Here is a 24,985-nt window from a genome sequence, read left to right as displayed (position 1 = left end):
CAAATTGCAATTTACAGCTTGTAAATAGTAAAAATTATGGTCTGCTTGTAAGTTTATATAGTGTTAAATCATCAATGTAAAACTTTAACCTTTCAGTATTATCGTTAACACCTCTTATCATATAGCTAACATCTCCAGCTGCGGCAAATTGAACAACTGCCGAAGAGTAAAACCATTGACCAACAGGTGTACTGGTGGTAAATGTAACGTTATCACCAATTCCCCAATTTGTACCAGGTGTCCAGTACATTCTAATATTAGCTTCAGCGGTTATGTTTCCTAAATCTTCAACGTATACCCATGCACCCATTTCATAGTTTACGCCAGATTCTACAGGGAAGGTAATATTTGCATTGTCATTATCTCTGTGCCCCATAATCATACCGCCATTTGGTCTAAATTCAATGTACATACTTTTACTACCTGTGTGGGCTCTATCAAAAGACAAGTTATAATCATACTCGCCCCATCTGTCGCCCCACCAAAGGTATGGCCAATTACTATCTTCAGTGGTTTCAAAAGAATAATCAACATTAGTATTTTCTAGAGCATTAGTTTTTATGAAATCTGTTAAAACAGCATCTGTAATAGTTGTTGCAGCAACAGCATCCATGGTAGCTAAAACACCCGGTGTGTATGATACTTTTACAATATCATCATTATACATAATGTCATTTGCAAGTTCAATTTGTATAATGTTTCCTTCGTTTGCATCAACAGTTACACTTGCTATTTCAGGATTTAAAATGGAACCAGCAGCGGTTTCAATAGTTATAGAAAAGTTGTTTTTATTAACAGTTTCTGGGTTCATTTCTCTACTAAACTCTAAACCTAAGGTTGTTTGATATTCTTTTTCAAAAACACGATCTAACGTTACGGGTTCTGTTGAAGGAATTACCTTTATGAAGTTTTTAATTGCAATGGTATCAGCATCTCCTGGTCTGGTTCTAGAAGCAATATATTGTAAATCCCAGGTGCCTAATTTGCTAAATCTCATGTCAACTTCAGCTTCGTCATTAGTTGTAATAGATGTTGGTTTTCCTCCTGCCGATGACCATACAACTTCATCAGGTGCGCCAACAGCGGTGTATGTTAACCTTATAAATTCACTGGCTGTAATTTCGTTTTCGGCATTAGAAGTCATGGTTAATTCATTGCCAGTAGAGCCATCGTCATTTATATAGTAAGCTTTAATGTTAGATTCTACCCAATCTAGCACAGTTACAACAATGGTGGTATCTAGTTCTTTTGAGTTGTTTGGTACTGTACTGTCTTCATTTGGGTATACATTGCTTTTAAAAATTTGATTTAAGGTTACATTATAAACACCGGGTATATTAAAAATACCTTTAACAACATTTTTAGTAGACGTATTTCCATCTTCACCCGAAATACGCGATGCATTTTCAGGAAAGGTCCATGTTCTGCTTTGAACACCTTGTGATAAATCGCCAAAATCTATATGGCCACCAGGGTTTATGGTATTATCAAAATTCATTTCAGAGGTTACAATAACTCTATGATTGGGTTCTGTTGTGTTAATAGAATCGTCTTCAAAACAGCTTACAGCAAAGGTGGCCGTTATGATTAATACGATTAAAAATTTTATATTTTTCATAATTCAAACATTTTTTTTAGTTAGTCAATCCATCATTGGTTTGTACTTCGCCGTTTGGAATAGGGAAGTAGTTGTGTTGTGAAGGATTATAGTTTTGTGAAGCCAAGAAAAAATCTGGTCTTATTCTTTCAATAATAAATAATGGTTCAACACCATTATCACCTACTTGTAGTACGGTATCTTTATTGTTTTCTCTCCAAATTTCATCGGCACGTAATTCATCAAAAACTTCTTTTACAATACCCCAGCGTACTAGGTCTTTCCATCTATGACCTTCAAAACAAAGCTCTACAGCTCTTTCAACACGTTGTATGTGTGTTAAAACTGTTTGAGCATTTGCTGGTACTAATGGTTGGCTACCATGCACTTGTTTGCTAACGTGAAGTTGCGGAAACATACCGCCATTCATATCCATATATTGTTGCAGCGTGTAAACACCGGCACGTTTTCTAACCATATCAATGTACTCAATGGCTGTTGTGTAATCTCCGCTAGCATTAATTATGGCTTCAGCATACATTAAAAGTACATCGGCATATCTAATGTGTCTAAAATTAATGCCAGATCTAGAAAGTGCTGGTTCTGCAGGTAAATGATACCAATTTGAATGTTTTTTTACATAAGCGCTTTGACCAAAACCCCAACCACGTGGTTCGCCTTGCGGAAGCTGATAGTATAAACCTTCAAAGTTTCTTGGTGCAATAGTGCCATTCATTCTTCTAGATTCTAAGTTACCATCATTAATAGGGTTGTTTGGGTCTACTTCATCATTTACTAACATTTCGTGTAAGTTATATGATGGTAATATGGTATTAAAAGCACCAAAGTTTAATTGGCCTACGGCTGTTGCCATAGCGGTAGATTCTGCACCAGATTCATTGGCATTATCATCAACAACGGCACCGGGTACACCAGGCGCTATATCAAAAGAATAGTTTACTTCAAAGATAGATTCTTCGTTAAATTCATTTTCATGCCAAAAGTTATCAGTAATATCTCGGGTAAGCGCATATACCTCAGAATCTATTACTTGTTTGAAAAGTGTAGCTGCAGTTGGCCAGTTTTCATCATATAAATGTACTTTTCCTAATAGTGTAGTTGCGGCTCCCCATGTTGCACGCCCAACATTGTTAGTGTCCCAAGATTGCGGAAGGTTCTCTATGGCAAACTCTAAATCTGGTATTATTATAGTAGTATTTACATCATTAATTGATGAAAAGGGTTTGTTAAAATCATCAAGCCCTTCAGCAACTTCGTTATGTATTACAGCACCACCGTAAGTGTGTGCTAATTGAAAGTAGAAAAACGCTCTTAAAAAACGTGCTTGCCCTTCAATTTCGGCTTTTGTATTACCGTTAAACACTGTTGGGTCTGCTTGTTGTATAAATTGAATAACTTGGTTGGCTCTAAAAATACCTACGTATAATTGATCCCATTTATCGGTTATGTGATAAATACCATCATTATAGGTTAAATTTCTGAATGCATTTGGGCGGTACCAAGATTCTGTTCCGGCTATATCACCTAAAACAAATTCATATTGCAGTTCACCACCGCTTACACTTGGAAATTGTAGTGCACCATAAACTGTTGTTAATGCACTATTAAATTGTTTTTCAGACTGCCAAAAGGTTTCAGTAGTAATGGCATTAGGGTTAATTTCCTCAAGAAAATTACTTTCATTACAACTTACAAACGCAAGTGTGCTAAAGAAAATTAGGGTTAAAACTTTATTATATATTTTCATAATACTTTTTTTATTTTTTTAGAAACTTAACTGTACACCAAACATAAATTGGCGGGTAACTGGGTAGCTACCGCTATCTATACCACGTGTAAATAAACCATCGCCACCAACTTCAGGATCATAACCAGAGTAGTTTGTAAAGGTAAATGGGTTGGTTGATGTTAAAAATACTCTGGCTTTATCAATACCTGTGGCATCTTTAATACCAGGAATTGAATAACCCAATGTTAGTGTTCTAATTCTTAAATAAGAACCATCTTCTAAGAAATAATCAGAGGCAGCTCTAACATTACTATGAAATGCGTTTTGCCTAAATGTTGGGATGTTTGATGTTGGATTTTGCGGACTCCACATGTTTAATAAATCTATGTGCCTACCTGCTGTATAGGCATATAGTTTGGCACCATTGTAAATTTCTGTACCTCCAACATAGTATCCTTGTACATCAAAATCAAAGTTTTTGTATTTTAGGTTTAAGTTTAAACCAGCTTCAAATTCTGGTTGCCCGGAGCCAGAATACACCCTGTCTTTATCATCAATTTTACCATCATTGTTTGTGTCTTTATACATCATATCTCCTAATTGAGGTGTACTTACACTACTTAAATCTAGTTGTGTGTACTCGTCAAGTTGTTCTTGTGTTTTAATAACACCATCATTTTGGAATAAAAAGAAAGCGCCAGCTTCATAACCTTTAGCTAAAAAAGTGGTGTATTCAATGTTTTGACCTCTAGAAACAAGTGGTCTACCGTTTGCATAGCCTCTTTCAATACCATTTAAATCTGTTACTTCGTTTGTGTTTGTTGTGAAGGTTCCGGTAAGACTAAATTTTAAATCGCCAATACTGTTTTTGTAACTAGCAGCTAATTCAACACCGCGATTAAACATATTACCAGCATTAATATTTATAAAGTTGAATTGTGAAGCTGCTCTTGGCTGATGCGTACCCGATGATGGCGCAATACGCTGTTGTAATAGCATATCTTGTTTATCGTTTTGGTAAACATCGGCAGTGATATTAAGTCTGTTTTTAAACATAGAAAGTTCAATACCTATGTTTTTTGATACGGTTGTTTCCCAAAAAATATCAGAAGCATAACGTCTTTGAACCGATCCAAATTGCAAATCTTCATCAAAACCAAACGGATAATTTATACCTGTTTCAATTACAGGTTGGTATGAATAATCTGAAACGCCTTCATAACCTAATTCTGCCCAACTTCCTCTTATTTTTAATGCGTTAATAAAAGGGAGGTTAAACCAGTTTTCTTCGTGTACGTTCCAACCAGCTGAAAACCCGTAGAAATCTCCATATTTATTATCACTTGAGAATTTTGAAGAACCATCGCGTCTGTAACTTGCAGATAACAGGTATTTTTGGTTATAGTTGTACTGTACTCTAACAAGTTTACCAGCTAATGTTCTATCAATGTTATATGAGTTAGGTTTAATGCCTTCAGCACCAGCACCTAGTGTTTGTATATCATTACTTGCATTTTCATCATAAATAACACCAAGACCAACAGTTCTAGATTTAAATCTTTCATAAGACATTACACCTAAAAGGTTTAAATTATGTAAGCCAAAACTTGTAGAGTAATTAAGTATATGCTCTATGGTTTCTCTTTTAGTGAAAATATAATCTTCATCTAAAGTAGCTTGTGGCCTAGAGGCGGTAGCGTTATAAACACCTTCTCTAGAAAAGGCTAGGTATTGTGGTTGAAAGAATCTTCTAAAGTAATTCCATTCATTTCTACCAAGGTTAAGTTTATATTTTAAACCTTTTAAAACTTCATATTCTAAGTTTAAAGCAATGTTGTTTGATTTTACTTCGCGTTCATCAACATTATCTAATTGTCTTGATAAAAAACTGTAAAATATTTCGTTACCAACATCAAGTTCAACACTATTTTGGCCAACACTTGGGATAGCATTTAGTGGTCTTGCCCAAGGTGATTGACCAATGGCGTATTCATACAAAGCCCAAGGTTCTTGCGTTCTGTTTTCAGTAGTCATACCTACAGTAGCAAATGCTTTAAATTTTCCTTTTGAAAACTGCCCTGTTATTCTGTTTGATAATCTATCAAAGCCAGAATTAATTAATACACCATCTTGTTTAAAATAGTTGGTTGAAAAGTTAAAAGTTAAATCTTGAATACCACCTGAAATATTAAGGTTTGCATTTTGTATTATGGCATTATCATTTTGTACATCGGCAACAAAATCTGAGTCATAATCTAAAGCATCTGGCTGAAAAAAGAATGTTAAAGGTTCTGTACCTAATTGTTCTGTAGTTACCTCTAAATTATACAGCTGTTGTGTTGTATTCATTAAAGGTGTACCAGAGGTGATGTTTTGAATACCGGTGTATGTAGATACATCTACCTTCATATTACCAGATTTACCTTTTTTAGTTGTAATAAGAATTACACCACCGGTAGCTCTAATACCATAAATGGCTGCCGAAGCACCATCTTTTAAAATGTCAATAGATTCAATTTGTTCTGGTGGAATATTAGGATTGCCTTCTTGCGGAATATTATCTACAATATACAAAGGCTCGCCACCATTAATTGAAGCTAAACCACGAATTTGTACGTTTGAAGATTCGCCGGGTCTACCACTAGCTGCTTGAATATTAACACCTGCAACTTTACCTTGTATGGCAGCTCCTAAATCTGCAACCGGTGCTTTTACAATTTCATCGGCACTTACTTTGGCTACAGCACCTGTAACCTCTTTCTTTTTTTGCGTACCGTAACCAACAACAATTACTTCATCTAGTTTAGATAGGTTTTCTTCTAAAGTTACATTAAGTGTTGTTTTGTTTCCAACGGTAACTTCTTTAGTTGTGTAACCAATAAAACTAAATACCAACACATCATTGGTATTAGCATTTAACTCATAATTGCCATCAAAATCTGAAGCGGTTCCTTTAGTTGAGCCTTTAACTAAAATGGTTACACCTGGTAATGGAAGTCCGCCATCTGCACTAACTACACCTTTTATAGTTTTACTTTGGGCATGTAAGTTTCCACAAAAGACAATAAACAAAGCAAAGTAGAGTACATACTTAAAACCTTGTTTCAAACAAAAGTTTAATTTCATCATATATTTAGTTTAGTTTTAAAGAACTCTAAATTAATATGATAGCTACCTTTGTTATGTTTTTAGTACTGTATCATAACTAGACAAAATAATTTTATGATTATAATAAAACTTGATATAAACTCAATTTAATTATTATAAACACCTTATTTTGAGGTTTTTATGCTAAAGTGTTTTTGTAAATTAACATTTATTTAATACTTACAGTCTATATTTTAATATTTTCAAACAATTAAAGTTTGGTTATAATATTTTAATGAATGTTGTTTTTATTTATTTCATCATATTTATACAGAAAGCAATGCTATTAATATTTCATCTTTTTTGTTTGGTTTTAGAGGTTAATTTAAAAGTTAATTTCGTTATTATAAACTTACTATTTCCTGTTTTTTAACTAAACATATGTTTTTTTTAAAATGAGCATATGTTGTTTATGAAATCACATAAACGTCATGTTTTCAGATGAATAATTGCGATTTATTTCTGTTTTATTTGGTTTTTACTACTGCACAAAAACTTGACATGTGCTAATTTTAGCATATGTTTTATCTATATTTAAAATCACTAAACTAAACTTTACATTAATTACAATGAATACGCTACCAAGATTGGCTATGGTTGCCATAGTATATTTTGCTATAAACACATTATCTTTTGGTTTAACTAAAATTCAAAAAGATAGTATTAATTCAGGTTTAATATTAAGAAATAAGGCCAATGAATTAAGATATAAATTTCCTGATAGTTCTATAGCACTTTTAGAACAGAGTTTTAAGGTTTTTATAAATGAAAATGATACTATACAAGCTGCCAATAGTTTATTAGCAAAAGCACATATTTTTGAAAATAATGCCAACTACTCAAAATCATATGATGCGTATTGGAGTGCATTAATGCTTACCGATAATTTTAAAAATGACAATATTAAATCTTTAATTTACCATAGATTAGGTAGAATTTATAGTTATTATAAACGAGAAGACGACGCATTAAAATATCTAAATAAAGCCTTATTACTTAGAAAGCATAATATTGAAGAAGAAGGCTTAAATAAAAGTGAATTAATACCCTATTATTATTTTATAGCTAGTACATATCGTGAATTAAACAAGCCTAATTTGGCAAAAACTTATGTTGATAGTTGCTATCAAATAATGCCAGAAAAACTCAATGATTTCCCAAAGGCTTTAGTTCATTTTGAAAAAGCATATGTTTTATCTAAAACCAATAAAGAAACTGAGGCTATAAAGCTTTTAGAAGATATTTATCCGTGGTTTAAAAAGAATAACCCATCTTATTTAGTACTTTTTTACAAACAATTGGCAGACATATATCTTGATTTGAATAAGTTAAATGTTAGTGAAGATTTATATATGAAATCTTTAGCAATTTCTAAAGAATACAATTCACATAAAGATTTTATACCATTAGTGCATGAGAAGTTAAGTAATATGTATTTAAAAAAGAATGATTTTAAAAATGCATTTAAACACCTAGAGTTAGCTAAACAACTAAACGAACTTTTTTTTGATAGCAGAAGTTCAAATAATCAATCATTATTAGAGATTAAAGATAATTACAGAATTGAAAAATTAAAACAAGAAGCACGCATACAAGCGCAATATTTAAAACAACTTGAGCAAGAAGATGAAATTAGTAACCTAGAACGCATAATATTGTTAGTTTCAATTGTTTTTATTGCCGTTTTAGCCTTTATATATGTAAAACACTTAAGAGCCAAACATAATGCAGAAAAAGTGCTTATTAAAAAGAACCAAGAGTTAGAAAATAAAAAAACGCAAGAGTTGCTTGAACTTAAAAATAAAGAATTGGCAGCATCTGCTTTACAGTTAATTGAAAAAGAAGAGTTTTTAAAAACCCTAAAATCAAAAGTTAGAGTAAAAGACGAAAAAATAAAAGTGCATGAGGTTAACAAAGTTCTTCGTTCAATATCTGTTAGCAATAATCAAAATTGGGAAGAGTTTAAGCTTCGTTTTATTGATGTGAATAAAGATTTTTATAAGAAAATGTTTGATAAATTTCCAAACTTAAGCCAAGGCGATCAAAAAATTTGTGCGCTTATAAAATTGAACTTTTCAAGTAAAGATATGGCGCGTTTATTGGGTATATCTGTAGAATCTGTGCACACATCGCGTCACAGAATTAGGAAAAAAATGAAGCTTTCAAGAAGCGTAAATTTAGAAGATTATATTAACTCTCTCTAATGTATACAACAAACAAAAAAGCGAATCCATTACGGTTCGCTTTTTTTATAATTTATAATGTTGTATTTATTTTAATCTGCCAAAACAATTACTTTGTTATCTTTCATTTCAATTGTTCCAGAGTTTATTTGAACAGTTAAAATTTTATCATCGTCAGCAAGTGGCACAACTTTACCATTTAAGTCGTTAAACTCCAAGTGCGTTTGTGTGTGCGTATGAATTTTAACAATACCTTCTTTCAATAAAGAAATTATTGGTGCATGATTATTTAACATTTGAAACTCGCCATTCACACCTGGAACAGCTACAGAATCAACTTCTCCACTAAATAAAGTGGCTTCTGGTGATACAATTTCTAAATACATATTCTTTTAGTTTACAGCACGCAGTGTACAGTTTTCAGTCATGGTAGACTTTAATTACTTATTACTGCTAACTAGTTTTACGCCTCAGCTAACATTTTCTCACCAGCTTCAATAGCTTCTTCAATAGTACCTTTAAGGTTAAAAGCAGCTTCTGGTAAGTTATCTAGTTCACCATCCATAATCATATTAAAACCTTTAATAGTATCTTTAATATCAACTAATACACCAGGTATACCAGTAAATTGTTCAGCTACGTGGAAAGGTTGTGATAAGAAACGTTGAACTCTACGCGCACGAGATACGGCTAATTTATCTTCTTCAGATAATTCTTCCATACCTAGAATAGCAATAATATCTTGTAACTCTTTATAACGTTGTAAAAGCTCTTTTACACGTTGTGCGCAGGCATAATGCTCTGTACCTAAAATTTCAGGTGTTAAAATTCTAGAAGTAGAATCTAATGGATCTACCGCAGGGTAAATACCTAACTCAGCAATTTTACGAGATAATACTGTTGTTGCATCTAAGTGAGCAAACGTAGTAGCAGGCGCAGGATCTGTTAAATCATCTGCAGGTACGTAAACCGCTTGTACAGATGTAATAGATCCTTTTTTAGTAGACGTAATACGCTCTTGCATTGCACCCATTTCTGTTGCTAATGTTGGTTGGTAACCTACCGCAGATGGCATACGACCTAAAAGTGCAGATACCTCAGATCCTGCTTGTGTAAAACGGAAGATGTTATCTACGAAGAAAAGTACGTCTTTTCCTTGTCCGTCACCAGCACCATCACGGAAATATTCTGCTATGGTTAAACCTGAAAGTGCTACACGAGCACGGGCTCCAGGAGGCTCATTCATTTGTCCGAAAACGAAAGTAGCTTTAGACTCTTTCATGGTGTTTTTATCAACTTTTGATAAATCCCATCCGCCTTCTTCCATAGAGTGCATAAAATCATCACCGTATTTAATAATACCAGACTCTAGCATTTCTCTTAAAAGGTCATTTCCTTCACGTGTTCTTTCACCTACACCAGCAAATACTGATAAACCACCGTGACCTTTTGCAATATTGTTAATTAACTCTTGTATTAATACTGTTTTACCAACACCAGCACCACCAAATAATCCAATTTTACCACCTTTTGCGTAAGGCTCAATTAAATCAATTACTTTAATACCAGTAAATAACACCTCAGTAGAGGTAGATAAATCTTCAAATTTAGGAGCTTCACGGTGAATTGGTAATCCAGCTTCATTAGCTTTAGGTAAATCACCTAAACCATCAATAGCATCTCCAATAACGTTAAATAAACGTCCGTAAACATCTTCTCCTATTGGCATTTGAATTGGGGCACCAGTTGCAACAACTTCAGTACCTCTGCTTAAACCATCAGAAGAATCCATTGCAATAGTTCTAACCGTATCTTCACCAATATGAGATTGAACTTCTAATACTAATGTAGAGCCATCTGGCTTCTTAATTTCTAATGAATCATAAATCTTTGGAAGTTCAGACCCTGCTCCGAATTCTACATCAATAACTGGTCCTACTATTTGTGCAACTTTACCTGTAACTTTTGACATTACTTATCTGTTTAATATTATGCGATTTAATTGTTAGAAAACATGGTTTTGTTTTCGGCTGCAAAGATATATGTTTTAATTAAAACATATACGTCTTTTTTACTCTTTTTTGGTAAGAAAAAACACCTTCATATTGAAGGTGTTTTAAAAATTTGTATAGTATGTGATATTTATTGTAGTGCAGGCGAATAATTTGTTTGGTAATTACTAGCTTTTAAAAGATTGCCTGAGGCCTTAAAATTGCTGCCAAATTCAGTATCAATAACCTCTAAAAATTTGTTTGCCATAAGCGCATAACCTCTTGCTGTTAAGTGTATACCATCTAAACTAATAGCACCACCAGTAACTAAGCTAGATTTTAAAGAATAACCATCAAACATGATGCCTGTTGAAGCTAATTCAGTTAAAATAGCATTCAAATCTAACAGTGCAACATTTTCATTTCCATTTGCAACTGATGTAATAGTGGTATTAAAGACATCTGTGGCTGCGCTAATTTCCATTTGCTCTTCAGGAGTTAAAACCCATTTATCATCTAAAGGGTAGGTAATACCTTCAACAGAAAATTGACCAGCCAATTGTGGTGGAATATTTTGAGTTGTTAAAAAAGTATAGAATTGTGTATTTGCAGTTCCAATTACAGAACTACTTGGTAATACTAATAAATCATTAGCTGTTGCTTGTCTTGATTGGCCATAGGCTAAACCTAATAAATTTGCTACGGCGGGGGCGGCTTGAGCTGGTAAACCTAAAGATTGTATAAATGCTGGAAAAGTTGGACTAGCATTAAATGCTGCAGTCATATCTGCAGCTATATTTTCTAAAGATTCGTCTTTAATTAATACTGCACTTGCACTGGTTTCAGAAAAAACAATTTGTCTTTCTGGGTGACCTAAAGCTTGATAAACTAAGTTTATTTGACCAAATATACCATTTAATGTAGGAATTAATGGTCCGAATGTTTCATTTGTAGGGGCTAAAGCATTATGAGGCACAGTTGTAAAATGAGCCAAATCTGTAATGTAAGGAACGGTTGTCACTACACCTTTTGCACCATTTTTTGTAAGTTCAGAAACAAGAAAACCAAATGCATTATTAAAAGTTGTAGTATCTGTAATTGGATTGCTGCCATCACCTCCTGTGATAGCATAGCCTAAAACATCGTTTCCACCAATTTCAGATAATGTAAAGAAGGTTGGATTTTGTTCTAAAGCTAAATCTAAAATAGACGCATTTGAAGCACCACCTGTTATACGAATAGCATACGGGTTTGCGGCCGTTGGAAAATTTTGAAGGTTACCAAAGCCATTAGCAACTAAATGGAAACTTTTTGCACCTGGTACGCCTAAGTTATTAAAAGGGCCTGTTGGGTTATTTAATACAATATCAGTTGATACGGTTACAGGTCCAATAACGGTTTCTAAACCAGCTGGTGCAGAGCCATTGAAAACTAATCTAGGGTCAGTAATTCTATTACCATTAGCCGCTAAGCCTCCAATATTATCATTCATTAAAGGTTGAGAAAAATCACCACCACCAGCCAATGCAAATTTGCTTGCAAGCATATTAGGGAATGAATTTTGTTGAGATGCTTTAAATAAAGCATTATCTGTAAAGCCTGCTGTAAATGAGGCACCTAAAGCTACATAGTTTGAAAAATCTGCGCTACCCGAAGTTAATTCTGGTAAAATTTCTTGGTCTGGTATTGGGCTTTCTAAATCATCACAGGAAATAAATCCTACTAAAATTACTAAAAGCCATATATGTTTAAATTTCATAATTTTATTTTTATAGGTTATTAATTATCCAAGATACATAGTATTGAGATCCTATGAATCCTGTTCCTGCTGCAGTAAAGTATTCATCACCTAAAAGATTGGTTGCTCCAACTTTAAATGATGATTTTAAACTAGGTACTCTTAAATTTATTTGAGCATCTAGTACATGGTATGCAGGTACATCGGCAGTTAAAAATGAAGCCTCCCAAACGTAATTGTCACTCCATCTCCAAGCTAAATTAAAACCAAAGTTTTCAAACAACTCAGTATTTCCAAAAGTGGCTTTAAATTTGTGTTCTGGTGTGTTAAAGTTTGTTTGAAAATCTGAATTTGCTTGTCTGTCAAAATCTAATTTAGCATATGTGTAATTTGCGCCTAAATCAAAATCGCCAAATATTTTTGTTGAAACGCCTAAAGAAGCACCGTATGAACTAACATCTTCAGAAGTGTTAGTGTAAGCTCTGTAAGCTTGAAAATCTTCATTTGCAAGAGCAATTACAGATAATGGTGTTGGTGTACCGTTTACAGGAAATGTTTGCGATAATTGCACATCGCCATAGTATGGGTTAATAACATCAACAGTAGTAATAAAGTCTTTATATTGATTGTAATAAGCACTAAAGTCTAAACTTATTTTATCAATTTTACCTCTATACCCAACTTCAAATGAACTTACTTGTTCTGGTTCAACTAAATCTGGGTTTGCTATTTCTAAGTCTGTTGGGTTTTGTGATGCATCAAAAGCAGTAACAGAGCTGCGCGTAAATGAATTATCATAAGCGCCATTAGCGTTGTAGGTGTATGAGTTTGTACCTAAAATTGCTTGCCCTGTTGGTGATATTTCTGTGCCGCTTACTGTTCTTGTAAATCTTTCAGGATTGTCAAAAGCACTACCAATAAGTGTAATTGGCCCAACGTTAAAGCCAATATATAAGGCTTGTGTATCAGGGTTTCTAAAGCCTGTTTGGAATGATGCTCTTATATTGTGGTTATTATTTTCTCCAATATTATAACCTAATGAAAGTCTAGGTGAAAAGAAGGCGTCAAACAGTTCAGATTTGTCATAGCGTAAAGAAGCTGTTACCTTCAATCTATCATCTTCTAAGAATTTTTTCTGAATTTGTGTATATAAACCAACTTCAGAATATGGAATTTCATCATTTCTATCAGTGTAAATAGAACCGAAAGAATTTAATACATATTTTCTGTATGAACCACCAACTTGAATTTCAGCCCAATCAATTAGATGACTAAAATTGTAATTAGCATCAGAGTGGTAAATTTTAGATTCGTCTTTTAACTGACTTCCTGTTGCAATATCAGGGTCGTTTGTTACAGCGTTAAAAGCTTGTTGAAATTCAGGTGTTCCAGGCTCAAAACGACCAGTATCAGCAGCTTGTCTTGCAGCAGCATGGGCTTGGTCTCCATTTAAACCAGCTAGTGTGGCTTGTAAAAAAGCACCAGCGTACTCACCAAACCATTGGTCATCAGATTTCCATTTTCTATTAATGTTAACACCTGTAAAAACCATATCATAAGAGTCTCCTGCATTATCAGCAGTTACGTAACCTCTTATAAAAAAGTTATCATTTTTAATTTCTAATTTATGTTGTTGTAAGAAGAAGTTTTTAATAGAATACCTGTTAGAACCTTGATAGATGGTAGAACCGGAACCTATTTTACCAACGTATTGAATTTCAAAATCATTTTCCCATGGGCGATAATATAATCCCCAATCGGTTTTAATACTTTTGGCATCATAATTTGTTAAATCTGCTTCATGATACCCTGTTCTACTAACATTAACATCAGGAATTAAATTAGCCAAGGCAGGGTTTGGTAATTGACTTAAGAAAGTTGGGCTTTCTTTTACATTTCTAAGATTAGTAGATGCTAAATCTCCATAAACATTCACGCCATCATAATCAGGATCATTTTCTCTGGTGCTGTTGTTTTTTATAAATGTTGTATTTCTGTCTTTGCCTCTTGTGTCATTTGCTACCCAATCTGTTCCTTGTAAATAACTAAAGTTTACTTTGGCTGCAAACTTATCGCTAAATTTATGCGCAACTCTAATGCCATAATCTTTATACTCATTGTCTCCAGCGGCTTCTTGTGATGTTATTCCCATTTTAAAATAAGCACTAATACCTGCGTGATCAAATGGGTTTTTACTTGTCATGAATAAAATACCATTAAATGCATTGGCACCATACAAAGCAGATGCAGCACCAGGTAAAAGCTCTACGCTTTGTACATCAGTTTCTACCATTCCTAGTAAATTTCCTAGCGGGAAGTTTAATGCAGGTGCGGCATTATCCATACCATCAACACGTTGCATAAAACGTGTATTTGCAAATGTTGCAAAACCTCTGGTGTTTATAGATTTAAATGTTAAACTGTTTGTGTTAATATCTACACCTTTTAAGTTTTCTAAACCATCATAAAATTCAGAAGAAGCTGTGTTTTTAATTTCTTTAAGGCCAAAGCGTTCAACTGTTACAGGCGATTCAAAAATACGTTCAGGTGTTCTAGAAGCAGATATTACAACTTCATCTAAAGCGTTTCCTTCTTTTAAAACTAAAGAAACATTTTGTTTGTATTTTGTAATTTGAGCAGTGGCAGATTCAAAGCCAACACTACTGGCTTGTATAGAAAATGGTGGATTTTCATTGTATGTTAATGTGAAGTTACCATCAAAATCTGTAACAATACCAACTGTGGTACCTACTATAATTACGTTTGCTCCTGGAATGGGTTGACCATTATCATCAGTAACTGAGCCTGTTACTGTTGTTTGAGCGTAAGTGAAACTGCACAAAAACAACAGTAGGAAGGGTAGAATTGTCTTCATTTAAGCAATAATTAGTTTAAGTTAATAAGCCAATATATAAATAAAATCTTAAAAAACTATGCGCGCATAATATAAATTAACAAAAAAAGATTAAAATAAATGCGTTTTTCCTAAAAAGTATTGTTTTAATAAACCAAAAAAAGCCTAGATATTGAATCTAGGCTTTGTAATATTATGGTAAGTTTTTAAAAAACTATTCTACTGTTACAGATTTTGCTAAGTTTCTTGGCTGATCTACATTTTTATCAAGTAAAACAGCAATGTGGTATGATAATAATTGTAGCGGTATGGTTGTTAACAGAGGTGTTAAAGGTTCTAATGTTTCAGGAACTTCAATAACATGATCAGCAAGTTCTTTTACTTGTTCATCACCTTCAAAAACAATACCTATAATTTTTCCTTTTCTAGATTTTATTTCTTGAATATTACTTACAACTTTTTCATAATGGCCTTTTTTTGTGGCTATTACAATAACAGGCATGTTTTCGTCAATTAATGCAATAGGGCCATGTTTCATTTCGGCAGCAGGGTAACCTTCGGCGTGAATGTATGATATTTCTTTAAGTTTTAAAGCGCCCTCTAAAGCAACAGGGAAGTTGTAACCACGCCCCAAATACAAGCAGTTTGTGGCTTCTTTATATATATCTGCAATGTATTTAATGTGTGCATCAGATTTTAAAGCTTCTTCAACTTTATTTGGTATCAACTCTAATTCTAATAAATGATGACGATAATCTGAACTGCTAATAGTGCCTTTTGCTCTGGCTAATCTTAAAGCCATTAAAGTAAGTACTGTTATTTGTGTTGTGAAAGCTTTAGTTGATGCAACACCAATTTCTGGTCCGGCATGTGTGTAAGCCCCAGCATGTGTTTCTCTTGCAATTGTTGAACCTACAACATTACAAACACCAAAAACAAAAGCGCCTTTAGATTTTGCTAACTTAATAGCCGCAAGAGTATCGGCAGTTTCACCTGATTGCGAAATGGCTATTAAAACATCATTTTCTGTAATAACAGGATTTCTGTATCTAAATTCTGAAGCATATTCTACTTCAACAGGAATTCTTGCTAAGTCTTCAAAAATATATTCGGCAACTAAACCAGCATGCCATGATGTGCCACAGGCTACAATAATAATTCTGTTGGCGTTTAAGAATTTTTTCATGTTATCTTCAACACCTGCCATTTTTATAATGGCTTGATCTCTTAAAAGTCTACCTCTATAGGTGTCTTTTATAGCCTTAGGTTGTTCATGAATTTCTTTAAGCATGAAGTGATCATAGCCACCTTTTTCTATTTCTTCTAAGTTTAATTGTAGTTTTTGAATATAAGGATCTACTAAAGAATCATCTTTAATTTTTCTTATTTTAATGCCTTTATGGAATCTTAAAATAGCCATTTCTTCATCTTCTAAATAAATGGCATCTTTTGTATATTCAATAAAAGGCGAAGCATCACTGGCTATAAAAAACTCGTCTTCACCAATACCAACTGCAAGTGGGCTACCTAATTTTGCAACTACAACTTCTTCTGGTTTATTTTTATCAAAAACAGTAATGGCGTAAGCGCCAATTACTTGGTTTAATGCAATTTGAACTGCTTTACCTAGTTTTACGCCTTCTTCTTTTTTTACATCTTCAATAAGGTTAACTAAAACTTCGGTATCTGTATCAGATTTAAATGTGTAACCTCTAGCTGTTAACTCTTTTTTTAAAGATTCATAATTCTCAATAATTCCATTGTGAATTAGTACTAAATCTCCTGAGTTTGAAACATGCGGATGTGAGTTAACATCATTAGGAACACCATGTGTTGCCCAACGTGTATGCCCAATACCAACGTTACCTGTTTTGGTTATTGTTTCGTTTGAAAGCGCTTCAAGGTCTGCAACTTTACCTTTGGTTTTAGATATTTTTAAATCTGTTCCGTCAAATAAAGCTACACCGGCACTGTCATAGCCTCTGTATTCTAAGCGTTTAAGTCCTTCAATTATAATAGGATAAGCTTCTCTGTGACCTAAGTATCCAACTATTCCGCACATAAGTTTTTTTTAATTTGGGTTATTGATTAATAGCTGCACAAATATGTAAAATAAATACTAAAACACCCTAGTAAATTATATAAAGTAGGTGTTTTATACGATGAAATAACACAAAGCTTTAAAATACAGCCTACTATTGGTTTGGTTTAGTAGTAAATATTTTAAGTTTTAAGCGTTTTTCTTCGGGAACATTTGTGTTACTACCATACAAAACAGTGCCTCTTGTGGTAATTATAGAGGCTGTTGGTACAGCTGTTACAGCATCATTACTTTTTAAGATATCAGAGCTTCCTGTTACGTTAACATTAGTTGTTAATACCAAACCTAATTGTGTGTTTGTAGAATCTCTTAATAAAATATTGTTTAAATGCTCGGTTAAGCGTATTTTATATTTTTTATTAACAGTATCTCGTTGTGTAAGGTGAAATACAATAGAACTGACTGGTGACGCTGAATTGCTTGTTGGATCTAGAGAATAATCTATAAGAGGTATGTTGTTTTTTACATCGTAAGCATAAATTCTGTCGTATTTATGGAAATCATCATTACCGCCAGTGTTTAAAGCATCATCTTCATAAATTTCTAAATGAGCTTCATTGATAAGTTGTTTTAAAACAAAATCTCCTGTAGTGCCTTCAACAATATATTCGCCTTGGTCGTTTTTAGCTCTAAATCTGTTTTTAAAACATTCAAGAGCATCATCATCTACATTACCATCGCCATCACAATCAACTAAACCATCAAATAAGTTAATTACAGCCATTGAACCTTCGGTGCCTTTTAGGTATAATTTCTCATCGCCTAAATTTTTATTACCGTTGGTTAATGTTTTGGTATAATTGTTAGAAAATGTATTTAATCTGTTACCAGAAAAGTTGAAAGTATAGGTTGCTTGTTCTTTTTCGCCTTCGCTATCAGTTTCATTATCTTTTTTATAGTAAATAGTGATAGAAGCATCGGTTGAAGCAAAATTTAAAAGCACCATATTACCGTTATTGTTAACCGGTTCTGCTTTAAAGTATAGACCTCTAAAATAATTTTTAAAGTTGTTTGCGTTAACCAATTCTGGCGTACCTTCTTTGTTTAGTATTGTATTTTGCCAAAAAAGCGAGTCTAGTTTTGCTCTAAAAGCTGGAATAAACCTTGTGGTATCTGTTGTGGTAGTTGTAATAATATTGTTGTTGCTTGGTGTAAATGTTGTGTCTAATAATTGTGCGCCGGCAAAATCATCAAAATTAATTAAAGTATTATCGGTTCTGGCAAAGTTATCAGTAGATGCGTTACTTGCATGCGAATAGTATTTTTGGGTTTCGCCTAAATTATCTGGATTAAAATCTCTTAAAAAATAAGTGTTTTCAAAAATAGATAATTTTATAGGTGATACTTCATCACCAAACAAAGAGTCGCTAATAGTATATGTAGGGAATCCATCATCATCAAAGCCAACGCTTCTGTTGAAATAAGGAATGCTTAAAACAACAGAATCTAACTTAGGGTTGTTGCCAAAATCTGGGTTGTAGGCTGTTGCGTTTATTTGTGTAATAACGCTTGCTGTGGTTGAACCAAATTCGGGGTCGTTATAAAAGCCTAATAGGTTTGATGTTAGGTTATTTACCTGTAATGAGTCTAGTTTTTTGTTGTAACTTATAATGGGGTAAAAATCTAAACTTGTATCAAAATTTGCATTGTCTTCACCTAAAACATCACTTTCAATGGTGTAAAATTCTTTATCGCAAGCAATAAAAGAAGTTACAAGTAATAGTACAAGTGTAGGTGTAGTGAGGGCTTTTAAAATCTTTTTCATGTATACACTAAATGAATGTGTGGTTAACTTAAAACGGTATTATTAAAAAATGTTGTATAAGCTTCGCCAAATTCATCTTTGTTTTTATATTCTAAAATAGGTTTGTTTGCTGCTTCTAAATAATTTTGTAATTCTTCAGGTATGTTTTCAGAACCTATTATTAATGCATCAGAATAATCAATAGCAACTTTCATAAGGTTGTTATATGATGGTTCATCTAACACTTTAACAGCATCTTCGTTTATGTTGTCAAATTTAATTTTATTAAGCATGTCTTTATTTAAAGTATTGTTAAAACTTTGGTTGTACACCGAAGTAACAATTTTACTTTCGTTAAATAAAGGTTCATCTTTATAATATTCTTTTAAATACACAGGTAATAATGAAGCTAACCAGCCATGTACGTGAATAACATCTGGAGACCAGTTTAGTTTTTTAACAGTTTCAATAACACCTTTTGCGAAGAAAATAGCACGTTCATCATTGTCTGAAAAAAGCTCGCCATCTTCATCGGTTAGTGTTGCCTTTCTTTTGAAATATTCATCATTATCTATAAAATAAACTTGAATACGCTCTTTAGGTATTGATGCTACTTTGATAATTAGAGGCATATCTAAATCATTTATCACCAAATTTATACCAGAAAGCCTTATAACTTCGTGTAATTGATGCCTACGTTCATTAATGTTTCCATATCGTGGCATAAAAATTCTAATTTGCCCACCTTGTTGATTTACTAATCTTGGGGCTTCAAACGACATTGAAGAAATTTCGGTTTCAGGTAAATAAGGCACTACTTCAGATGATACATACAATATCCTCTTATCTTTCATATGTTTACTTTTATTTGGCTTTTATTAAGCCATTTTAATAATCGGGTTAACGATTTTTTTATTAGGGAACATTTTGTTAGCACAGGTTTTTACAAGTACTTTCAAAATAAAAAACACGCAAAAGTACAAAAATTTATGCAAATTGGCTGTAAAATCTTAAGTTTGCAGCCGTTAATTTTTTATTAAATAGTGGAAGTTTACAATAAAAAACAAGAAATATCAGCTAAAATAAAGGTTTTAAAAGCTGAAAACTTAAACATAGGTTTGGTGCCTACAATGGGTGCTTTACACCATGGGCATTTGGCTTTGGTTGAAAGAGCTTTAAAAGAAAATGATAAAGTTGTTGTTAGCATTTTTGTAAACCCAACACAGTTTGATAACAGTGCCGATTTAGAAAAATACCCTAGAACATTACAAGAAGATGTTAACTTGCTTAAAACACTTTCTGAAAAAAACATTTTGGTTTACGCACCAACTATTGATGATGTTTATGAAGGAAATACAGTAGCAGAAACCTATGATTTTGATGGCTTAGAACATGAAATGGAAGGTAAATTTCGTCATGGGCATTTTAATGGTGTTGGTACTATTGTTAAGCGCCTTTTTGAAATAACTACGCCCCATAATGCGTATTTTGGCGAGAAAGATTTTCAACAATTACAAATCATAAAAAAATTAGTTGAAAAATATAATATTCCTGTAAAAATAACGGGTTGTCCTATTTACAGAGAATCTACAGGTTTGGCTATGAGCTCGCGCAACACACGTTTAAAACCAGCGTATTTACAAGCAGCACCTTTTATTTATAAAACCTTAAAAAACGCTAAAAAACATTTTGGCACAAAAAGTGCTAGTAAAGTAACAGAATGGGTTGAAAATGAGTTTTCTAATCATGAAATATTAAAGTTAGAATATTTTATTATTGCCGATGCTAAAACCTTAAAACCCGTAACACGTAAGTACAAAAACAAAGCATATAGAGCGTTTATAGCCGTATATGCAGATGATATAAGACTTATTGATAATATAGCTTTAAATTAATTATCTTTGCCCCATGCAAATACAAGTAGTAAAATCTAAAATTCACAGAGTTAAGTGCACAGGCGCTGAACTAAACTACATAGGTAGTATTACCATTGATGAAGATTTAATGGATGCTGCCAATATTATACAAGGTGAAAAAGTGCAAATTGTTAATAATGATAATGGTGAGCGCTTAGAAACTTATTGTATTCCAGGACCAAGAAAAAGTGGTGAAATCACACTTAACGGTGCTGCTGCCCGAAAAGTATCAATTGGTGATACCTTAATTTTAATAACCTATGCTTTTATGGGTATTGAAGAGGCTAAGGTGTTTAAGCCTTCATTAGTATTTCCAGATGAGGCTACCAACCTATTAAAATAAACCGTTGCCATTAAAACTAAAAAACATACTTAAAATAACACTCCCACTTTTATTGGGAGTTTTTTTAGTTTGGTATTCATTATCAAAAGTATCGTTAACGCAAATTTACGGGTATTTAAAAACATCAAATTATTCATGGATAGTTTTAGGTGTTTTTTTGGGCTTGTTAAGTCATTTGTCGCGTGCATATCGTTGGCGTTTTCAGCTAGCACCAATGGGGTATAACATTAGATTTGGCAACAGTGTTATGGCTGTTTTTGCTACGTATTTAATAAACTATACCATTCCAAGGGCAGGTGAAGTTGCAAGAGCTTCTATTTTAACAAATTATGAAGATGTACCGTTTGAAAAAGGATTTGGTACCATTGTGGCCGAACGTATTGCAGATATGGTTGTTATGTTAGCTATTATAGGTATTACGCTTTGTCTTCAATTCGATTTTATTTATAGTTTTTTTGCTGAAAAATTCAATCCTACTAAAATTATAGTAGCCATAGCAATATTGATAGCTTTTGGGGTTATTTTAATAGCTTTTATTAAAAAGAGTAAGTTAAAAATAGCTTTGAAAATTAAAGCATTTTTTAATGGTTTAATTGAAGGTGTTTTTAGCATATTTAAAATGAAAAATAAGTGGGCATATATTTTTCACACATTATTTATTTGGGGTATGTATGTGCTTATGTTTTACGTAACATCATTTGCTATTCAGCCTTTGCAAGGTATATCAATGGGTGCTATTTTAATAGGTTTTATAGCAGCAAGTTTTAGTATTGCAGCAACTAACGGCGGTATTGGCTCATACCCATTAGCTATTTACGGCGCGTTTTCAATTTTTGGAATTGCCGAAGAACCAAGTATTGCATTTGGTTGGATTATGTGGGGAGCACAAACATTATTGGTAATTATCTGTGGAGGCATTTCATTAATATATTTACCAATTTACAACCAAAAGAAAAGCCGTAAAGCCAATAATAATTTTTAAAGCTGTTGCATAATTTCTTACCTTACGCTTTAAAACAAAACCCCTTTAGCCATGAAAACATTTAGTACAATTTGTTTGTTTCTACTCTTATTTTTATCTGCGGAAGCTCAAGTTAAATATGAAAATTTTCAGTCTGCTACTTTAGGCGAAGAACGCCAAATAAAAATACAATTACCACGAGGTTATAATTCAAATGAAGATAAAGTATTTCCTGTTTTTATTGTGTTAGATGGCGATTATTTATTTGAAGCTGTAGCTGGAAATACCGATTATTACGCCTATTGGGAAGATATGCCAGATGCCATTGTGGTTGGTGTAAACCAATTAGGTAAGCGGTTTGATGACTGTTTGTACTCTGAACAAAACTCACTGCCTATTGAAACCGGTGCAGCCTTTTTTGAGTTTATTGGTACAGAACTTATACCTTATATTGAGAAAAATTATAGGGCTTCAAACTTTAAAGTAGCTGTTGGCCACGGAGAAACGGCTAATTTTATAAATTACTATTTATTAAAAGGCGTACCGTTGTTTCAAGCCTATATTGTAATTAGTCCAGAGTTAGCTCCAAATATGTTAGATTATATTCCAGAGCGTTTACAAAATGTAGAATCTAAAATATTTTACTATTTGGCAAATACTGAAAATGATAAAAAATCTATCATACAAATGACCGAAGCTTTACATAAAGACCTTTCGGTAATTGACAACAAAAATTTTACTTACGGTTACGCATCATTTCAAGAAACCTCGCATTATTCAGTGCCAACGCACGCAATACCCAATGCTATTGAAAAAATATTTAAAGTATTTCAACCTATTTCGAAACAAGAATATAAAGACACTATTTTAGAGTTAGAAGGATCTCCTGTTGATTATTTAGTTGAAAAATATGAAACCATTAAAACCCTTTTCGGCCTAAATAAAAAGATTTTAATAAACGATTTTAAAGCCATTTCAGCAGCTATTGAAAAAACAGAGCAATTTCAATATTATGAAGCGCTAGGTAAAATTGCAAGAAAACAATACCCCGAAACACTTTTAGGAAGTTATTACATAGCTAGGTTTTATGAAGAAGGTGGCGAGCCTAAAAAGGCAATGCGTACTTATCAATCGGCTTACATGTTAGATGAAGCTGCTGGTATAACAAAAGATTTGGTGTTAGAAAAAGCCGAAGCAATTAAAAGCGATTTTGGGTATTAATAAAATTCAAAACAATAACTTAAAAGTTTTAAAAAACATACATGGCAAAAGTAAAAACAGCATTTTTTTGTCAAAACTGTGGTGCGCAATATGCTAAATGGCAAGGGCAATGTAATGCTTGTAAAGCATGGAACACTATAGCCGAAGAGCTTATTGAAAAGCCTGAAAAAGCAGGGTGGAAAGCAACAACCACTACAAATAAACGCGCTTCAAAACCATTAAAAATTAATGAAATTGATACAACTGAAGATGCTAGATTAAACAGTTTAGATGCCGAGTTTAATCGTGTTTTGGGTGGCGGTATTGTTCCTGGTTCATTAACACTTTTAGGTGGCGAACCTGGTATAGGAAAAAGTACATTATTGCTTCAAATTTCTTTAAAATTACCATACATAACACTATATGTTTCTGGCGAAGAAAGCCAAAAACAAATAAAAATGCGTGCAGAACGCATAAACCCAAGCAACAGTAATTGTTATATTTTAACTGAAACCAAAACACAAAATATATTTAAGCAAATTGAAGCTTTACAGCCCGATGTTGTAATAATAGATTCAATTCAAACACTGCACAGTGATTATATAGAATCATCAGCAGGAAGTATTTCGCAAATAAAAGAATGTACAACAGAGCTCATAAAATTTGCAAAAGAAACAGCAACTCCTGTAATTTTAATAGGTCATATTACCAAAGATGGCCACATTGCAGGACCTAAAATTTTAGAGCATATGGTTGATACTGTATTACAGTTTGAAGGCGATAGAAACCATGTGTTCAGAATTTTAAGAGCCAATAAAAACCGTTTTGGTTCTACAAATGAACTAGGAATTTACGAAATGCAAGGTGCTGGCTTGCGCGAAGTATCAAACCCTTCTGAGATTTTAATTTCAAAAAAAGATGAAGACTTATCGGGTAATGCCATTGCTGCCACTTTAGAAGGTATGCGCCCATTAATGATAGAAGTACAAGCACTTGTTAGTACTGCCGTTTATGGCACGCCACAACGTTCTGCCACAGGTTTTAATGCTAAAAGATTAAACATGCTTTTAGCTGTTTTAGAAAAACGTGCAGGTTTTAGGTTAGGCGCTAAAGATGTTTTTTTAAATATAACGGGTGGCATAACAGTAGATGATCCTGCAATAGACTTAGCTGTTATTGCAGCTATACTATCATCAAATGAAGATGAGCCGCTACAAAACAATTTTTGTTTTGCAGCCGAGGTTGGTTTATCTGGTGAAATAAGACCAATTCAGCGTGTTGAACAGCGTATTTTAGAAGCCGAAAAATTAGGGTTTTCAACTATTTTTGTGTCTAAATACAGTAAAATATCATTAAAAAATACCGTTATAAAAATTCAATATGTATCAAAAATTGAAGATTTGGTTAATTTAATTTATTAACTTGGTAATCAGTGTTTTGAGAGTTAATTGTGTTTATTA

At 33.0% G+C, this 24,985-nt stretch carries 16 protein-coding genes; 6 read left to right on the top strand and 10 right to left on the bottom strand.

Annotated features, from left to right (window positions below; translation table 11 throughout):
* Window positions 1–34: 34 nt before the first annotated feature.
* Genes ACYX4H_RS04615 through ACYX4H_RS04605 form a run of 3 tightly spaced genes read right to left on the bottom strand, consistent with a single transcriptional unit; the run spans window position 35 to window position 6,476 of the window.
* Complete coding sequence (locus tag ACYX4H_RS04615; RefSeq protein ID WP_476238030.1) at window positions 35–1,618, bottom strand: hypothetical protein; 1,584 nt, start codon at window positions 1,616–1,618, stop codon at window positions 35–37.
* Between the two features lie 16 nt (window positions 1,619–1,634).
* Window positions 1,635–3,365, bottom strand: a complete 1,731-nt coding sequence (locus ACYX4H_RS04610) for a RagB/SusD family nutrient uptake outer membrane protein (RefSeq protein WP_476238029.1) — start codon at window positions 3,363–3,365, stop codon at window positions 1,635–1,637.
* A gap of 18 nt (window positions 3,366–3,383) precedes the next feature.
* Window positions 3,384–6,476: a SusC/RagA family TonB-linked outer membrane protein gene (locus ACYX4H_RS04605; protein ID WP_476238027.1), complete on the bottom strand. Its 3,093-nt coding sequence runs from the start codon at window positions 6,474–6,476 to the stop codon at window positions 3,384–3,386.
* A 587-nt stretch (window positions 6,477–7,063) separates the two neighbouring features.
* On the opposite strand from ACYX4H_RS04605, the gene ACYX4H_RS04600 reads away from it, so the two are divergent.
* On the top strand, window positions 7,064–8,698 hold the full coding sequence (locus ACYX4H_RS04600) for a tetratricopeptide repeat protein (protein WP_476238026.1): 1,635 nt from the start codon (window positions 7,064–7,066) through the stop codon (window positions 8,696–8,698).
* Window positions 8,699–8,769: 71 nt separating this feature from the next.
* On the opposite strand, the gene ACYX4H_RS04595 is transcribed toward ACYX4H_RS04600, so the two are convergent.
* The 7 genes from ACYX4H_RS04595 to ACYX4H_RS04565 all read right to left on the bottom strand — a co-directional run bounded on the left by ACYX4H_RS04595 (window position 8,770) and on the right by ACYX4H_RS04565 (window position 19,959).
* Window positions 8,770–9,063: a F0F1 ATP synthase subunit delta/epsilon gene (locus tag ACYX4H_RS04595; RefSeq protein ID WP_475295220.1), complete on the bottom strand. Its 294-nt coding sequence runs from the start codon at window positions 9,061–9,063 to the stop codon at window positions 8,770–8,772.
* Between the two features lie 77 nt (window positions 9,064–9,140).
* Complete coding sequence (atpD, locus tag ACYX4H_RS04590; protein ID WP_475295221.1) at window positions 9,141–10,649, bottom strand: F0F1 ATP synthase subunit beta; 1,509 nt, start codon at window positions 10,647–10,649, stop codon at window positions 9,141–9,143.
* A gap of 170 nt (window positions 10,650–10,819) precedes the next feature.
* On the bottom strand, window positions 10,820–12,427 hold the full coding sequence (locus ACYX4H_RS04585) for a G-D-S-L family lipolytic protein (protein WP_476238024.1): 1,608 nt from the start codon (window positions 12,425–12,427) through the stop codon (window positions 10,820–10,822).
* A 10-nt stretch (window positions 12,428–12,437) separates the two neighbouring features.
* Window positions 12,438–15,281 (bottom strand): TonB-dependent receptor, encoded by a 2,844-nt coding sequence (locus ACYX4H_RS04580; RefSeq protein ID WP_476238023.1) that lies wholly within the window; start codon window positions 15,279–15,281, stop codon window positions 12,438–12,440.
* A 193-nt stretch (window positions 15,282–15,474) separates the two neighbouring features.
* A complete protein-coding gene (gene glmS, locus ACYX4H_RS04575) occupies window positions 15,475–17,322 on the bottom strand; it encodes a glutamine--fructose-6-phosphate transaminase (isomerizing) (RefSeq protein WP_475296938.1) in 1,848 nt (615 codons plus the stop codon).
* Between the two features lie 133 nt (window positions 17,323–17,455).
* A complete protein-coding gene (locus ACYX4H_RS04570) occupies window positions 17,456–19,126 on the bottom strand; it encodes a DUF4270 domain-containing protein (RefSeq protein WP_476238022.1) in 1,671 nt (556 codons plus the stop codon).
* Window positions 19,127–19,149: 23 nt separating this feature from the next.
* Window positions 19,150–19,959, bottom strand: a complete 810-nt coding sequence (locus ACYX4H_RS04565; protein WP_475296936.1) for a glycogen/starch synthase — start codon at window positions 19,957–19,959, stop codon at window positions 19,150–19,152.
* A 189-nt stretch (window positions 19,960–20,148) separates the two neighbouring features.
* On the opposite strand from ACYX4H_RS04565, the gene panC reads away from it, so the two are divergent.
* The 5 genes from panC to radA are packed head-to-tail and all read left to right on the top strand — an operon-like array spanning window position 20,149 to window position 24,946.
* Complete coding sequence (gene panC / locus ACYX4H_RS04560) at window positions 20,149–21,000, top strand: pantoate--beta-alanine ligase (RefSeq protein ID WP_476238021.1); 852 nt, start codon at window positions 20,149–20,151, stop codon at window positions 20,998–21,000.
* A 13-nt stretch (window positions 21,001–21,013) separates the two neighbouring features.
* Window positions 21,014–21,364: an aspartate 1-decarboxylase gene (gene panD, locus ACYX4H_RS04555; RefSeq protein WP_475296934.1), complete on the top strand. Its 351-nt coding sequence runs from the start codon at window positions 21,014–21,016 to the stop codon at window positions 21,362–21,364.
* A gap of 52 nt (window positions 21,365–21,416) precedes the next feature.
* Window positions 21,417–22,346 carry a lysylphosphatidylglycerol synthase transmembrane domain-containing protein gene (locus tag ACYX4H_RS04550; RefSeq protein WP_476238020.1) on the top strand — a complete coding sequence of 310 codons (930 nt, stop codon included), beginning with the start codon at window positions 21,417–21,419 and terminating at the stop codon, window positions 22,344–22,346.
* Window positions 22,347–22,397: 51 nt separating this feature from the next.
* Window positions 22,398–23,546: an alpha/beta hydrolase gene (locus ACYX4H_RS04545; RefSeq protein ID WP_476238019.1), complete on the top strand. Its 1,149-nt coding sequence runs from the start codon at window positions 22,398–22,400 to the stop codon at window positions 23,544–23,546.
* A gap of 41 nt (window positions 23,547–23,587) precedes the next feature.
* Complete coding sequence (gene radA, locus ACYX4H_RS04540; protein WP_476238018.1) at window positions 23,588–24,946, top strand: DNA repair protein RadA; 1,359 nt, start codon at window positions 23,588–23,590, stop codon at window positions 24,944–24,946.
* Window positions 24,947–24,985: the final 39 nt, after the last annotated feature.

The sequence above is a fragment of the Seonamhaeicola sp. ABD4_340 genome, from assembly GCF_056312135.1.
The sequence above is the reverse complement of the archived record's forward strand: the minus strand, read 5'-3'. Positions and strand labels throughout refer to the sequence as shown.

Excerpts from the sequence above, each read along its gene's own strand:
- ACYX4H_RS04615 (WP_476238030.1), bottom strand. The coding sequence starts at position 1,618 with ATGAAAAATATAAAATTTTTAATCGTATTAATCATAACGGCCACCTTT.
- atpD (WP_475295221.1), bottom strand. The coding sequence starts at position 10,649 with ATGTCAAAAGTTACAGGTAAAGTTGCACAAATAGTAGGACCAGTTATT.
- ACYX4H_RS04580 (WP_476238023.1), bottom strand. The coding sequence starts at position 15,281 with ATGAAGACAATTCTACCCTTCCTACTGTTGTTTTTGTGCAGTTTCACT.
- radA (WP_476238018.1), top strand. The coding sequence starts at position 23,588 with ATGGCAAAAGTAAAAACAGCATTTTTTTGTCAAAACTGTGGTGCGCAA.
- ACYX4H_RS04585 (WP_476238024.1), bottom strand. The coding sequence starts at position 12,427 with ATGAAATTTAAACATATATGGCTTTTAGTAATTTTAGTAGGATTTATT.
- ACYX4H_RS04600 (WP_476238026.1), top strand. The coding sequence starts at position 7,064 with ATGAATACGCTACCAAGATTGGCTATGGTTGCCATAGTATATTTTGCT.
- ACYX4H_RS04610 (WP_476238029.1), bottom strand. The coding sequence starts at position 3,365 with ATGAAAATATATAATAAAGTTTTAACCCTAATTTTCTTTAGCACACTT.
- glmS (WP_475296938.1), bottom strand. The coding sequence starts at position 17,322 with ATGTGCGGAATAGTTGGATACTTAGGTCACAGAGAAGCTTATCCTATT.
- panD (WP_475296934.1), top strand. The coding sequence starts at position 21,014 with ATGCAAATACAAGTAGTAAAATCTAAAATTCACAGAGTTAAGTGCACA.
- ACYX4H_RS04545 (WP_476238019.1), top strand. The coding sequence starts at position 22,398 with ATGAAAACATTTAGTACAATTTGTTTGTTTCTACTCTTATTTTTATCT.
- ACYX4H_RS04605 (WP_476238027.1), bottom strand. The coding sequence starts at position 6,476 with ATGATGAAATTAAACTTTTGTTTGAAACAAGGTTTTAAGTATGTACTC.
- ACYX4H_RS04565 (WP_475296936.1), bottom strand. The coding sequence starts at position 19,959 with ATGAAAGATAAGAGGATATTGTATGTATCATCTGAAGTAGTGCCTTAT.
- ACYX4H_RS04570 (WP_476238022.1), bottom strand. The coding sequence starts at position 19,126 with ATGAAAAAGATTTTAAAAGCCCTCACTACACCTACACTTGTACTATTA.
- ACYX4H_RS04595 (WP_475295220.1), bottom strand. The coding sequence starts at position 9,063 with ATGTATTTAGAAATTGTATCACCAGAAGCCACTTTATTTAGTGGAGAA.